Raw genomic sequence first — 13,940 nt, 5'->3', positions numbered from 1 at the left:
GCACGACAACAAACAACGTGCAGTAGAACAAGTAGTACAACAAGCAGTAAAACAATAAGCACAATGACAGCAGCCACCAGCCAATCCAATCGTCACCCGACCCCAACCTCAGCGCCCCCAGCTCAGGGCGACCGCTTTACCTTTGCGCTGTTTCTGGCCTGCGCGGCACACGCGCTGGTGATCTTTGGTGTGACCTTCACGGCACCGGAAGCCCGCGAGGCGCCGCCAACCCTGGAGGTCACCCTGGCGCAGCACCGCTCCCTGGAAGCGCCGGAAGACGCCGACTACCTGGCACAACACAACCAGCAGGCCAGCGGAACTGCGGAAACCCCGAAAGAACTCTCCACCGATCGCCAGGCGGAAATCGCCGATACCAGCATCCGCCAGGTCAATCCACTGCCCCAACAGCAGGCCGCACGCCCGGCCGACCAGCTGCGCCAGCTGGTCACCACCATTGGCGACAGTCCGCAACAAGCACCGGAGCTACCGGCAGAAGACAAGCGTTCGGACGAAAAGCGTGGCGATGCCCCCACGGACCTGCCCCCCAGCAATCCGGAGATCGCCAGCCTGCAAGCGCGCCTGGACAAGATCCGCCAGACCATCGCCCAGCGCCCACGCGTGCGCCGCCTCACTTCCGTCGCCACCAAGGCGTCCGCAGACGCGGCTTACCTGCACGACTGGCGCCAGAAAGTGGAAGCGATAGGCAACGACAATTTTCCGGAAGAAGCACTGGCCCGCCAGATCACCGGCGACCTGCGTATGATGGTACGGCTGCTGCCCAGTGGCGCGGTGGAGGAAGTCGTCATCCTCGACTCCTCCGGTGAGCGCATCCTCGACGACGCGGCCCAGCAAATCGTGCGCCTGGCTGCGCCCTTCGCGCCTTTCCCGCCGGAAATCCGCAAGCAGGCAGATCGCCTGGAAATCATCCGCACCTGGCGCTTTGAAATGACCGGCTTCTCCACCGCCGCCGGCACCAGCCCGAAGCGCGGCTGACGCTGGTCCGCCCGCCATTCAGCGCCGGCGACACAAAAGCAGAGAACACCTAAACTAATTCCATGCAGCCCATGAAACCGTCCATCGACAGCGACCTCACCCACACCAGTCTGCGCGGCCAGTTGCTGATCGCCATGCCCGGCATGCAGGATCCGCGCTTCAAGCAGTCGGTCACTTTTATCTGCGAGCACAGCGCCGAAGGCACCATGGGCATTGTGATCAATGCCCCCAGCAAGGTGCTGTGGAAGGAAGTCTTTTCCCAGTTATCGCTGGATGACGCCAGCCTGCGCGGCGACGAGCCGGTGCTGGTGGGCGGCCCCGTGGCCCAGGAGCAGGGATTTGTCCTGCACGGCCGCGGCATGCAATTCGCCTCCACTGCCGAGGTTTCTGAAGACATCAGTCTCACGGCCTCCAAAGACATCATTGAATCCCTGGCGGCCGGCCGCGGTCCCGACGACGTGCTGCTGGCACTGGGTTACGCCGGCTGGGGACCGGGGCAACTGGAAGAAGAGATCGCCGATAACGCCTGGCTGACCCTGCCCGCCGCGCCGGAAATCCTGTTCGCCACCCCCTGGGAAAAGCGCTGGCAGACGGCCGCCGCCCGTCACGGCATTGATTTGTCTGGCATTGGCACCCAGTCCGGACACGCCTAGGTTTCTCTCCCAAAATGAAAGCCATCACCGCCCTCGCCTTCGATTTCGGTACCAGCTCCATCGGCGTCGCCTATGGCCAAAGCCTCACCGGCAGTGCCCGTGAACTGGACCCGCTGCCAGCCAAAGATGGCAAGCCGGACTGGGATCGCGTCCAACGCGTGGTGGATGAATGGCAACCCAAAGTTCTACTGGTGGGCCTGCCCCTGAATATGGACGGCAGTGAAAGTGAGTTCGGTGCCCGCGCGCGCAAGTTCAGCCAGCGCCTGCACGGCCGCCTGGGACTGCCCGTCGAGCTTGTGGACGAGCGCCTGAGTACCCGTGCCGCCAAGGAAGAGGCGCGCGACCGCGGCCACAAAGGCAACTATGCCACGCAACCCGTGGATTCCATCGCCGCGCGTATCTTTCTGGAGGACTGGTTGCGCCAGCACGGCGGTCACTAAATCCTCACAAGCTGTTAAACTTGCGCGGAAATTCCCAACCGGCCCCGATTCCGCGCATGTCCGACTCTCCATCTACTCCGATCAAAGCCATCCGCATCGCCACCCGTGAAAGCGCTCTCGCCCTGTGGCAGGCCAACTACGTCAAGCAACAGCTGGAATTGCACCACCCGCAGCTCACCGTGGAACTGTTGCCCCTGACCAGTCGCGGTGACCAGCTGCTGGATATCCCCCTGAACAAGGTGGGCGGCAAGGGCCTGTTCGTGAAAGAGCTGGAAAAAGCCATGCTCGAAGGCCGCGCAGATATCGCCGTGCACTCCATGAAAGACGTACCGATGGAATTCCCGGAGGGGCTGCACCTGCCGGTAATCTGCGAGCGCGAGGACCCGCGCGACGCCTTTGTGAGCAATCACTTCGACACCATCGAGTCTCTTCCCCAGGGCGCGATAGTCGGCACCTCCAGCCTGCGTCGCCAGTGCCAGATACTCGCCCTGCGCCCGGACCTGCAGGTGAAATTCCTGCGCGGCAACGTCAACACCCGCCTGGCGAAACTGGATGCCGGTGAATACGACGCCATTATTCTCGCTGCCGCCGGCCTGCTTCGGTTGGAAATGCGTGAGCGTATCGCCGCCTTTATCGAGCCCGAAGTATTGCTGCCCGCCGGTGGCCAGGGCGCTGTGGGTATTGAATGCCGCCGCGATCCGGCGCTGGAAGCGTTGCTGGCGCCGCTGCACCACGCAGAAACCAGCCACCGTCTGGTCGCAGAGCGCGCCATGGTGCGCCGCCTGAACGGCAGCTGCCAGGTCCCCATCGGTTGCTATGCAATCTTTACCCCGGGCAACAGTGAACAACTCTACCTGCGCGGCCTGGTTGGCAGCCCCGACGGCGAAACCATGCTCACTGCAGAAGTACACGGTCACCAGGCCGACGCCGATGCCCTCGGTATTCGCCTTGCCGAGCAGTTGCTGCAGGCCGGTGCCGATAAAATTCTCGCGGCACTTTAAGCCGCACCTTAAGCCGCACCTGCCAACGGTAACGACGCCACACCCGATGAGCTCGCCCCTGCAACACCAGCGCATACTGATCACCCGCCCCGCTCACCAGTGTGGCGGCTGGCGCGACCTGTTGCTGGCACAGGGGGCCGAGGCAGACTGTATTCCCCTGCTGGACATTGCGCCGATAAAAGACGGGGATGCGGCGCAGGCGATCAAAAGCCTGATTATGGACTTCGACCAGTTCGACCACGCCATTTTTGTCTCCCAGAACGCCGTACAGTATGCCTTCGACTGGCTGGATGATTACTGGCCGCAACTTCCCCAGGGTCCCCGCTACTACGCCATTGGCGCCGCGACAGCCCGCGCCATCCAGAACCGTGGCGCAGAGCCGGAAACGGATAATCACAACACCTCCATGGACTCCGAAGCGCTACTGTCCCTACCCGGGCTGCGAAGCCCCGGAGGCCAGCGGGTGATCATCTTCCGCGGCCAGGGCGGCCGCACCCTGATGGGTGACACCCTGGTTGAACGCGGTGCGCGCCTCGACTACTGCGAGCTCTATCAGCGCCTGCTACCCGCCGACGCGGAAGAACAATTGCGCAGCTACCCCCATACTCCGCAGGCCATTACGGTGCACAGCGGCGAGACACTCGACAACCTGCAGCACGCCCTGCAGGCTAGCGGCCGCAACACCCTGCGCGCGTGCCCGCTGATTTGCCCCAGCCAGCGCGTCGCGTCCCACGCCAAAGCCCTTGGCTTTTCCCACGCCTACGCCGCAAGCAATGCCAGCGATAGCGCCATGCTCGCCGCACTGAAGGAAGTGCTGGCTGCCGGGCATTCCTGAATTCGCGCCAGTATCGGTAAAAAATTTCATTTCCACGCCAGACTTCGTATAAAGAACGGCTGCAGTCGCTATAATTTGGCGACAAAATTTCTTTCGGCACCAGCGCCTTCCGCCGCTGCCCCGCTGCGGACCCGGTAGCAACCGGCTCCTACGGCATACATTCTGAGCACGCGAGTCCATGAGCGATAAAAAAGCCCCAGCCTCTTCCACTGGCGACAGCAATCCCGGCAATCAGAAAGATTCACACCCCAAAGACCCGCACCAAGATGTGCCGCTGGTGACCCAAAAGGCCGAACCCAAAAGCAACTTCGCCAAGGCCGCTGCAGGCGGCAAGCCAGGCAAGAGCGACGGAAAGAAAACCACCAGCACCCCACCCAAAGCACGCAGCACAACAGGAAGCCGTGTCTGGACCTGGTTCTGGCTGTTTATTCTGCTGTTGGTTGCCGCAGCCGTAGTCGCCTGGTACTTCCTCCCGAGTGTGCGCCAACAGGTCAACCAGCAGCTGCAGGGGCTGCCGGTAGTCGGAAAACATTTCCGAAGCGACACCAGCGCGGCAAATGGAGCCCAAGTGAAGGCGCCGGCCGAAAGCAGCGCCTCTAACAGTATTGCCGCAGAATCCCAGCCCACGGATTCGTCCACAGATTCAACTACCGATAGCGCGAGCGCGCCCGCGACCCAGACTACGCCGCAGCCAAGCCCCCAGGTATCCGTGGAACAAAGCGCACCTCAGCCGGTGCCAGAGCAACCCATGCTGCAACCCGGCGACTCCCGCCCCTCGGCCACCTCCCCGGTTCCGCCACCGGATCACAGCGCACGATTGATCGCTGAGTTGCGCCAGCAACTGGGGCAACAAAATGAAACCATCCAGCAGCTACAACAGCAGCTCGCCGGCGTACAGCGCAATGTCACCGCCCAGGGGAATCGCCTGAGCCAGCTAGGCAACGCCAGTCGCGAAGACTGGCAGCTGGCGGAAGCCGATTACCTGTTGCGGCTGGCGAACCAGCGCCTGATGCTCGAGCAGGACAGCCGCGCTGCCCTCGGCCTGTTACAGGAAGTGGACACCATCGTGCGGGAAGTGGACATGCCGGATCTTTATGGCGTGCGCCAGCAATTAGCACGGGATATCACCGCCCTCAAGCTGGTGGACAATGTCGACCGCGAAGGCCTTTACCTCCGCCTGCGCGCACTGGAAGAGCAGATGGTGAAGCTCAACATCCAGCCAAAATTTGACCTCGCGAAACGGGACGCCGCAGCGGCACAGGCGCAGGAAGACAACACCGACGTCGGCGAAGCGCACTTCCGCTCCAGTTGGGGCAACTTCGTCAACTTCCTCAAAGACTCGGTGCGCATCCGCGATGGGGAGATCGACCCGGTACTACTGTCACCCCAGAGTGAAACCCGCTTTCGCCAAAGTCTGCGCCTGAACATGGAGCAGGCGGAACTCGCGGTACTGCGCGCGAACGAAACCGTCTACAAAGACGCCCTTAATCACGCCCGCCAACTGCTGATGGATTACGGTGTCGACAACCCCCAGCGGCAGGTCATCCTGCGCGAACTAGAGGAACTGGCGCAAAATAAAGTGGAGGCCGAGTTTCCTGACCTGAGCGCGTCACAAAGTGCCCTGCGCAATTACATCGACAAAATGCACAAGGTTTCTTCCGGGCAAACCCCCGATAACGATAACGGAGGCAGCTACCCGTGAAACGCTTCCTCTTCTTCACCCTGATACTGCTGCTCGGCGGTGCGCTACTGGCCGAAGCTATGCGGTCCTACCCCGGATACCTGCTGTTGATGGTTGGCGGCGATACCGGCAAACGCATCGAGATGAACCTGTGGGTGGCGGTCGGCGGCCTCGCTCTCGGCATACTCGCGCTGTTTTTGTTCTTCTGGCTACTGCGCAGCCTCGCTCGTGCCATTGAGGGCGGCTTCAGCCGTATCCGCTTCGGCCGCAGCCGCATGGCGCGGCGACGCCTGACCAACGGCCTGGTGGAATATATGGAGGGTAACTGGGCCCGCGCCCGTCGCCTGCTGCTAAAAAGCGCCGCGCGGTCCGACGCCCCTATCATCAATTATCTGGCCGCGGCGCGTAGCGCCTTCGAACTCGGTTACCGGGACGAAGCCAATGAACTGCTCGCCAAAGCGGAAGCCACCGGCGACGATACGCAGCTCGCCGTCGCCATCAGCCAGGCCCGCATGCAGCTGCTGGATAAACACTACGAACAATGTATCGCCAGTTTGCAGCGCGCCATGCAGGAAGAACCCAACCACCCGGCGCTACTGCAACTGCTGCGCCAGGCCTACTACCACATCGGTGAATGGAACGGTCTGCGGGAATTGCTGCCAAGACTGGAAAAGCACGGAACCATGCCGGAATCGCAACTGCAGCAACTGGAACTCGAGGTATACCAGAACCTGCTACGCGAGGCCGCCAACCGCAACGACAGTGAAAAGCTCCGTGAGATCTGGCAGAGCCTGAACGGCCGCTGGCAACGCAATATCGAGCTGCGCAACCTGTATGGGGAAATGCTGCACAAGGTAGGTAGTGATACCGAAGCGGAAAAGCACCTGCGCTGGATTCTGAACCGCGAATGGCGCGGCGACACCGTACGCCTCTACGGACACCTCACCGGAGCAGATCCCAACCAACAGCTGGTCGTCGCCGATGGCTGGCAGAAAGAGTACGGCGAAAATGCCGACTTGCTCACCTGCTTGGGCCGCCTGTGCCTGCGCAATGAAATCTGGGGTAAAGCCCGTCAGTACTTTGAGAAAAGCCTGCTGCTACGCTCGGATCCCGTTACCTCTGCGGAATTAGCCCGACTGCTGTACGCCCTGGGCGAAAAGGAGCAGGCCGCCCGCCTCTACGAGCAGGGCCTGCTGCAGGCGGTATCCGACCTGCCGCAATTGCCACTGCCAGACCAGAGCACCGGTGTGCTCAGCGCCCGCACATCCTGACAGAGACCATCGCTAAGCCGACAGCCTCCAACAGGCTCAGCGATAAAAAACGGCCAACCATACCGTCAGCTGGGCGGGATCCGTCCAGCTGACTCGGTGCCGGCAACCCGCGGGGATATTGACGTAGTCCCCCGCCTCAAGCGCAACCTCCCTGGTGTCGCCCTGCCTATCACTGGCTTTACCCCGCCCCCCTTCCGTACCCGCGCCCTTTACTTCTTCAAATGGATTTTCAAATTCCAACCGGGCAGCGCCCTGAAGTAAAAGCACCCACTCATGCTCCTTCTGGTCGTACCACTCACCCTTCGGCGTTATCTGGCCGCGGGAAGTGATGCGCTCAATCCGTATATTCTGGTGCCGTAAAAGGACTTCAAGTACTTCCGCATTTTTCGCATCAGGCAGCGCATGGAAAAGATTCACCTTATCGGTCATAGGGCAACCACGGCTTTATGAATGTATTAGCCGCCCTTGCCTCCCGGCCCCATAAAGAACCAGAGAATCAGCCCCAAAATCGGCAATACGATGACCAACAATACCCAGAGCAATTTCTTGAGACCACTCGCAGAGCTCTGAATAATTTTGATGATGGCGTAAATATCCGCGAGCAGGACGAGAAATCCAAAAACACCTTCCATAAAAATCACCCACCGTTTGAACAATTGCATCGATACAGGAAATGACAGTATAGGGTTACCACCCTACCGCCACGGACCGATCCGGAAAATTTAGTCATTCCCCAATGACAGAACCCCGTAACTGACGCACACACAAAACAGCCTACTCGCCCTGGCAAAGATCGAAGCCCAAAGAATCAATTAATGACGTCGAAATTTCCTTCCAGCAGCTGTCGAGCCGATATCCCATGGACAGGAAAACGCACCAGCGGTATTTTTCAGGACAGTGTTCTCCACGGATGACCGCCCCGATTCACGCACGGCAGTACCAACTAATTCACGCGAAATTGCGATTGTAACCGCAGTTCAAATTTAGCAAGGATGCCCCATGCCCGACACACCCTCTGACATCAGCCAATTCCTGTACACATTAATTGAAAGCAACATCAGCCCCCGCATATTCGGCCCAAAGTTCCAGAGCTACGGTGACTTTTGCAGTTATTTTGATGAGCACTTTGGGCAGCGACATGACATTCACGCCACCTGGAAAGCCAAGGGTAACGATAAAGACCAGTGGAAAACGGTAGATTTCCACGCACTCTATGTCGCCTGCTGGATCTACAAGCCAATGGAAAAAGGCACTTACTTTATTCGTATGACGCAGAGCGAGGCCAATAACGTCAAGGCGGGCTTTAAAAAGCTACCCACGCGAAAAAGTAGCCACCTCAGCAAGAGTGGGCGCTCCGCACACAGCGGCTGGAACTTCCTCGTAGGCTACCGGGAACTACTGGTACAGTGGCAGGAAACCAATGACCGAACCTACCTGATGCTGAAGGCGGAAGGTCACACCACCGGGCTTTCGGGCATCATTCCCCACCTGCAGAGCTGGCACCATAAAAACAAGACGGGTGAAGGACTTCAGGCCAACGCGACGCTTCACGAACTTGCCCAGGGCAACAACCTGCCCATTATTGCGCGAGGCGCGGAGAATTTTAGTAACACCTACAAAACCTTCCTGAAGGAACTGGGAAAGCGCCGTCGGGATGGCGCAACCGTCGCCAGTAGTCTAAAGGCCGTGAGAAGTGCGAAAGCAACCTGTACCGTGCGCGACATGCTGAATGTACTAAGTATGAGCCCCACCGGTGAATGGACGAACAAAACCAACCTTGAGGTGCGCGAAAAGCTTACCAGGCTCGCGCAAAATCCCAACCAAACCACCTCCAACGCTTACGGCAATATCGACATCACCCCGGAAATAAAACAGCAGTTCAATCGGTTTGCGCAACTGTTCCTCGACGAAAATCGACCAAATCAGGTGTACAACCGCTACTTTGAAGAAGTGCATGTAAACCCAGACCAGCTCTCAAATGCCGTCCAGGAGTTTATGACCTGGCACATACCGGAAAGCCTTCGGGCCCAGACGCAACGAAGATCGCGCATGCTCAACTTCTCATGAGCTGAGCCGGACATTTAGCAGTCAACAGAACCGGAAAGCCCCGAGGACTACATCATGGCAATCGACCAGATGTTCTTCTCGAGGCTTTTTCGTTTACTGCATTTTGTCCTACGAAATTTAGGTCATAGAAACTACGTGAAGAACCGAAGGCTAGCAACGCAATACTTGAGCCAATTAAGTTTTTCACGCTACCGACCATGCTTACCGCCTGCCAGCGAGTCATAACTCCATTTAAAAGTAGCCGAAGGAAATTTTTCTAAAAACAGACTTCTTGTATGCGCCATATCCTCATCTTGGATACGATCATCTGCCACCTCAACTTCAGTTACGTTATTGTAAATTGCAAGTTCTGAAATCAACTTTTCTAGACCGACGCAACTGTAGCATTTGGCACCGACTCTTAGTGAACGAACCGCACCTGGCTCAACATTAATTAGAGCCTCGTTATAATCAATTTCGTCCCAGAGAAAAAGTTTACCATCATGAAAAATGATTCTAGTTTCAGTGCTCACTAAATTCTAATGCCCCGCAGATTCCCGAAGGTCCAGACTAAACTTTTTGCGATCAAGCGGGAGTGACACTGGCTTCAGGTTCAACATTTTTAGTCCAATGAACATAGCCCCTTATATTTATAATCATAAATGCCACGTTCCCCACAGCCATTCCAACACTTTCCATCCAGGTAAGACCAAGAAATATGAAAATGAGATTAGAAAAGGCAAACAATAAAAAACCCAACCTTTGTCTATTCCCTAGCAAATAGGCTGAAAGCAGGCTAAGAATCATCCCTGCCCAATCCAAAAAGTAATACTGATACAGCGAACTCATAAATTCTAAAATTCCTTTATCTTGAACTTATTGTGGGTAACACGGGAGCCGAATACCGCAACCAGCCACGGCTTACTTTGTGTGCTTTTCACACGAAAATGCCCACTCAAAAAATGTACAAAGCAAGACGCCGGCGGCATTGCATTATTATGTATTGCGGGCTATCGACCGGGCTGCCACTCTTGGTGCACGGGGATATGCTCTCCGTACTCCAACCAAGAAACTTCGTGGGATTTCCAAATACCGAACTCTGCTCTAACCCCAGGATCTTCGTCTAAAGTAGCTACACGAAGAACGTAATTGGGATTACCTTCTTTCTCGGCGACTAGCTGAGATCCACAATTTGAGCAAAAGTACCGAATTTTTCCGGGCGATGATTCGTAACCCGAAATCTTATCCTCGCCCTTTTTCCACTTAAAATTTTTCTTCAAAACTGCAGCAGCGGTATTGAATGCTGCCGAATGTGCTTTTCTACAGGTTTTGCAGGAGCAGTGCTGAATTGAGCCTTCTAGCCTTTCTATTTGATACTGAACCTGACCACACAAACAGCTTCCTTTCATACTCATGAAGTTCCTTTAGTACTCTGACACATAAGGCCGTCAGCAGAAGTAGATTACCTTTTGGCAATTTGCGTCATAACTGGAGCGAAATGACCTGCGCAAGACGCATACAATGTAACCCGTCCGGCGGAGGGTCGCAGGCCTGGAGCATATTGCCCAGCCTTGCTATACACGAACTCCGCTCTGACTCTACATCCTGCTCTCTTGTTTAGACTCAACAGAAACAACCTTGTTGTTTTCTATCGTAACTACGACAAGTGACATACCGCCAAGAGAACTAGGAAGACGATACGATAGTATTTCACGCTTTATTGGTGTGCCGCCGTTTCCTTCATCAACGGCGATCGTTTCTACTTCCGAGTACATTGGAGCACCCGCAATGTAGATTACTTCCTGCTTGCTTTTTCCTTCCTGAATGAGCTTTCCATTTGGAAGCCGAAAAGACCCATTAGCGTGTGCAAAGAATGCAGTTACCAGCAAGACACTGAATAAAGTGAACTTTAATTTTTTCATATTTCGTACTCCGTTACTGACTGTGTATAACGTCGCGAGCGGCGACAGATTACTTTGGATACTTTATACGCAAAAATAGGAGCGAAGCGACTTACCCATAAAGTGCACAAAGTTGGGCGCCGGCCTGCAGCACATAGTTATGTGTTTTCACTGCACTTTCGAATTAGCTCAGTATACCCACGTATCTTTGCGTAAATTACGTACTCACGCCCTTCCGTAGTGAAAATTATGGAGCCAGACGAAAACATAGCTTGGCTCCATTGCGCAGGCTGATAATCAGCTGAGGGAAATGACTTGATAGATACAATTGATTGCCAAGGGACACAAATTGTCGAATTACGCGCATGAAACTGCAACCCCTCTGGCTTCACCGAAATGGGCCAATATCTTGCCCTATATTCAGTAAAAAAGTACTGCAGAATAACAACCAAAACCAACCAAATATAACCTTGTGGATGCTCCGAATTAATCCAAAAAAGGTCTAGAAACGCCAAAATCGCAAACGCAAACAGAGCCATCCAAATCGTGTAGATTTTTGCCCATATAGGATATTTATATTGATCCATCGTATCTACAACACAGAACGTCGGCATAACCGGCAGCCGGAGCGCAGCGTAGGCTGTCCGGCGCCGCAAGGCGCGAATTTCATAGCTTTGTTAAGCACAGCTAACCGTGATGCCGTCGAAGATGTTTGATAAGTCCATTGTCATCAAATTCTAATGAGACAATATTGGTGCTTGTGTATTCAACTGCCTTGCTCATGTGTGACGGCTTTACTTTAGCGTGTTCGGTATATTTTATGAAAGCAACATTACGACCAAACATTAATTGATCTATTTTTACCTCGCAGAAATAGACCTTGTCTTCCAACTTCGCAACCATACCTTTTCGGAGTTCAGACTTTTTTGTTACCGTGACATTGAACTTTATATGTTCATCAATGAAGTTGTCAGAGAATAGTGAGATGAATTTTTCGACATCTTCTATCGAGGTGTTCGGTTGTTGCCTCGCATTTTTTGCGCGAATAAATTCTTCCGCCTTATGTTTCAGTACAGTTTCCGACAAAGGAGTGCTAGACAATGCCGATGTTGAAACACACAACAAAATGACAACTGCTATTAAAATTCTCAATGGTTTCATCCCTTTGTGCTTGATGCCGTGCTCAGCGGCGGCTTACTTTGTGTGCTTTTTGCACGAAAATAGGAGCGCAGCGACCGTGCAAAAAGTGCACAAAGTAAGACGTCAGCTGCAGCACTTTGTTAGCCCCAGGGCTTCCACCAAGGCTTTTTGGAGGGCTGAAACTCCACCCTTTCAACTTCAGTTCCATTTGGTAAATTTTTGACCTGTTCCTGAATCTGCCCCAGAACCGAAAAATGAACTTCTATATCGGACGGTTCCAGATTGTCAGCTGTGATATCTCCACCTAGAGCAGGCGCCAGCTTAAAGCTATAAACCTGACCATGTTCAAGCAACTTGTCCGCTTGCCTTAAATCTCCGACAGCTTGGACAGCTAAAAACTCCGACACAAATTCTTTGTCAGATAGCTTTGCCTTCAATGCCTCTGGAGAGGCTGCAATATGAGAAATAACTCCATCCGCGACATTTAGAAAATGCACACTGTTGTCGTTTACATCTTGTAGGAAGGCTTCGCCAAACGCCGTGATCAATATTGGAAGCTTTTCATCTCCGATTAGCCACCGCCAGTCAGAAAGGATTTTTTCTCTTTCAAGATGGGAAAAATTCACAGTTAAATCATTAAGTGTCATGTTCTACTCATAGGGCTAACATCGTGCTCAGTCGCCGTAGGTAATTGGCGCCTTTTGTGCAGGGGTTATGCACAAAAGGTGACAGTTGCCGGAGGTGGGTTGCAGCGTCTTGTTAACTTTTTGCTGGCTTATGAAACTCAATGACATTGCTATCAGGGTCTCTTATAAATATGAATTCTGCACCATCTGGCAAAATAATTGGGCCTCCCGTGATGGGGGTTTTTTTGTCTGATAATTGAGATTTAACAGATTCAATGTCTGTTACCTCCAAAGCCATATGCGTATAACCAGTATGTTTTATTGGAATATCCATCAAAACATTTTCCACCTTTTCTTACTTGGCATTAAGAATGAAATTTATATTTATTTCCGTTGAATGCTCCATTATCGCGACAGGCTCAGGACCGACAGGCCCAACGATAAATTCAAAGCCAATTTTCTTATAGAAGTCTCTGGACTTATTCAGGTCAGAAACACGAATCCCGATATGGTTTATTCTGGTAATTTCTTTCACATTATTCCTTAAATGTTACGATCTATCTGAAAAGTTAACGCCCGCAGCAGGGGCGACCAATGCTGTGCACGTTTTGTGCGAAACTGGGAGCACAGCGACCCGTACAAAATGTGCATAGCGTTGGGCGTCCCGCGGAGGGCCGAAGGCCCGGAGCATCCTGCTTGAGTTTGTTATGTGGACCTATGCACGCCACCTCAGAACCCCACCAGAATAAGACACAGAACGAGCCTCGTAAGCCTGGCCATTGGAACAAATTACCCTCCAAAAACCGTCTTTATCCAGCTTTAGATCAGGATAAGACAAACCTAGCTCCGAAAGCTTGCTTTCCCAGAGAACATTCTCTTTATCATCGGGTAAGCCTTTATCCTCAAGGTCTTGATCGAAAACCCGAAATGCTGCGAGATTTTCTAGCTTTTTGCCCAATGATGCTTCCAGGAACTCGGGCGAAGCTGAGGCCCACGGAGTTTCGTAGCTAAAATTATGGAGTTTCGCTACAACTTTTCCTTCGAAAAGAAGCTTTTCTGGTGTTCTCATAACTTCACATAACGAGCCTGTAGAAAAACGATATTCATCACTACTCTCTTCCAGCTCTTTTCAATTGACTATTACCTGACCAAGATTTAACCACAAACCTTTAACATAATCACGCTTGTGCGCAGTATTTGGGAAATTGGCCACCGCACGTGTGGACAACCCTGTTAATCAGTGGATAGCTCCGTAATTCATCAACTTCTCAATGTTATGCACCAAACAGAACATTTGCCACTGCCCCTGCACTTTACGTTTGCCACGCAGCGAGAAGCGATTCAATCGCTTGT

At 54.0% G+C, this 13,940-nt stretch carries 17 protein-coding genes and 1 pseudogene; 8 read left to right on the top strand and 10 right to left on the bottom strand.

Features of this window, described 5'->3' with window-relative positions:
- Positions 1 to 63: 63 nt before the first annotated feature.
- The 7 genes from M0G74_RS16215 (at position 64) to M0G74_RS16185 (ending at position 6,874) form a co-directional block, all read left to right on the top strand.
- Complete coding sequence (locus M0G74_RS16215; protein ID WP_248219601.1) at positions 64 to 993, top strand: TonB family protein; 930 nt, start codon at positions 64 to 66, stop codon at positions 991 to 993.
- Between the two features lie 62 nt (positions 994 to 1,055).
- Positions 1,056 to 1,646 (top strand): YqgE/AlgH family protein, encoded by a 591-nt coding sequence (locus M0G74_RS16210; RefSeq protein WP_236250506.1) that lies wholly within the window; start codon positions 1,056 to 1,058, stop codon positions 1,644 to 1,646.
- 14 nt (positions 1,647 to 1,660) lie between these two features.
- Positions 1,661 to 2,086 (top strand): Holliday junction resolvase RuvX, encoded by a 426-nt coding sequence (gene ruvX, locus M0G74_RS16205; RefSeq protein ID WP_248219597.1) that lies wholly within the window; start codon positions 1,661 to 1,663, stop codon positions 2,084 to 2,086.
- 56 nt (positions 2,087 to 2,142) lie between these two features.
- Positions 2,143 to 3,087: a hydroxymethylbilane synthase gene (hemC, locus tag M0G74_RS16200; RefSeq protein ID WP_248219595.1), complete on the top strand. Its 945-nt coding sequence runs from the start codon at positions 2,143 to 2,145 to the stop codon at positions 3,085 to 3,087.
- Between the two features lie 46 nt (positions 3,088 to 3,133).
- A complete protein-coding gene (locus tag M0G74_RS16195) occupies positions 3,134 to 3,922 on the top strand; it encodes a uroporphyrinogen-III synthase (protein WP_248219593.1) in 789 nt (262 codons plus the stop codon).
- Between the two features lie 178 nt (positions 3,923 to 4,100).
- The gene (locus tag M0G74_RS16190; protein WP_248219591.1) at positions 4,101 to 5,624 is read left to right on the top strand and encodes a uroporphyrinogen-III C-methyltransferase; all 1,524 of its coding nucleotides are present in this window, start codon (positions 4,101 to 4,103) and stop codon (positions 5,622 to 5,624) included.
- A complete protein-coding gene (locus M0G74_RS16185; protein WP_248219589.1) occupies positions 5,621 to 6,874 on the top strand; it encodes a heme biosynthesis HemY N-terminal domain-containing protein in 1,254 nt (417 codons plus the stop codon). The genes M0G74_RS16190 and M0G74_RS16185 overlap by 4 nt, the downstream gene beginning before the upstream one ends.
- A gap of 36 nt (positions 6,875 to 6,910) precedes the next feature.
- Here the strand turns inward: M0G74_RS16185 and M0G74_RS16180 are convergent, their stop codons facing one another.
- Both M0G74_RS16180 and M0G74_RS16175 read right to left on the bottom strand, forming a co-directional pair.
- Entirely contained in the window at positions 6,911 to 7,303 is a 393-nt protein-coding gene (locus M0G74_RS16180; RefSeq protein ID WP_248219586.1) for a cupin, read from the bottom strand.
- A 26-nt stretch (positions 7,304 to 7,329) separates the two neighbouring features.
- Positions 7,330 to 7,506, bottom strand: coding sequence for a PLDc N-terminal domain-containing protein (locus M0G74_RS16175; RefSeq protein WP_248219582.1), 177 nt, complete (start codon positions 7,504 to 7,506; stop codon positions 7,330 to 7,332).
- A gap of 367 nt (positions 7,507 to 7,873) precedes the next feature.
- Here M0G74_RS16175 and M0G74_RS16170 point away from each other — a divergent pair, with 367 nt between their 5' ends.
- Positions 7,874 to 8,941, top strand: coding sequence for a hypothetical protein (locus M0G74_RS16170; protein ID WP_248219579.1), 1,068 nt, complete (start codon positions 7,874 to 7,876; stop codon positions 8,939 to 8,941).
- Between the two features lie 188 nt (positions 8,942 to 9,129).
- On the opposite strand, the gene M0G74_RS16165 is transcribed toward M0G74_RS16170, so the two are convergent.
- From M0G74_RS16165 to M0G74_RS16125, 8 genes and pseudogenes are all read right to left on the bottom strand, one after another.
- Positions 9,130 to 9,453 carry a hypothetical protein gene (locus M0G74_RS16165; RefSeq protein ID WP_248219576.1) on the bottom strand — a complete coding sequence of 108 codons (324 nt, stop codon included), beginning with the start codon at positions 9,451 to 9,453 and terminating at the stop codon, positions 9,130 to 9,132.
- 52 nt (positions 9,454 to 9,505) lie between these two features.
- Positions 9,506 to 9,769: a nicotinamide mononucleotide transporter gene (locus M0G74_RS16160; RefSeq protein ID WP_248219573.1), complete on the bottom strand. Its 264-nt coding sequence runs from the start codon at positions 9,767 to 9,769 to the stop codon at positions 9,506 to 9,508.
- Positions 9,770 to 10,518: 749 nt separating this feature from the next.
- Positions 10,519 to 10,842 (bottom strand): hypothetical protein, encoded by a 324-nt coding sequence (locus tag M0G74_RS16155; protein ID WP_248219571.1) that lies wholly within the window; start codon positions 10,840 to 10,842, stop codon positions 10,519 to 10,521.
- Between the two features lie 666 nt (positions 10,843 to 11,508).
- Entirely contained in the window at positions 11,509 to 11,982 is a 474-nt protein-coding gene (locus M0G74_RS16150) for a hypothetical protein (protein ID WP_248219568.1), read from the bottom strand.
- A gap of 119 nt (positions 11,983 to 12,101) precedes the next feature.
- Positions 12,102 to 12,608: a T6SS immunity protein Tdi1 domain-containing protein gene (locus tag M0G74_RS16145; protein WP_248219567.1), complete on the bottom strand. Its 507-nt coding sequence runs from the start codon at positions 12,606 to 12,608 to the stop codon at positions 12,102 to 12,104.
- A gap of 112 nt (positions 12,609 to 12,720) precedes the next feature.
- Positions 12,721 to 13,122, bottom strand: a pseudogene (locus M0G74_RS18405) (VOC family protein).
- 180 nt (positions 13,123 to 13,302) lie between these two features.
- Positions 13,303 to 13,656, bottom strand: a complete 354-nt coding sequence (locus M0G74_RS16130) for a hypothetical protein (protein ID WP_248219557.1) — start codon at positions 13,654 to 13,656, stop codon at positions 13,303 to 13,305.
- A gap of 168 nt (positions 13,657 to 13,824) precedes the next feature.
- Positions 13,825 to 13,932, bottom strand: coding sequence for a transposase (locus M0G74_RS16125; RefSeq protein ID WP_282450153.1), 108 nt, complete (start codon positions 13,930 to 13,932; stop codon positions 13,825 to 13,827).
- Positions 13,933 to 13,940 lie beyond the last annotated feature (8 nt).

It is taken from the genome of Microbulbifer sp. CAU 1566, assembly GCF_023156515.1.
Classification (GTDB): domain Bacteria; phylum Pseudomonadota; class Gammaproteobacteria; order Pseudomonadales; family Cellvibrionaceae; genus Microbulbifer.
The sequence above is the reverse complement of the archived record's forward strand: the minus strand, read 5'-3'. Positions and strand labels throughout refer to the sequence as shown.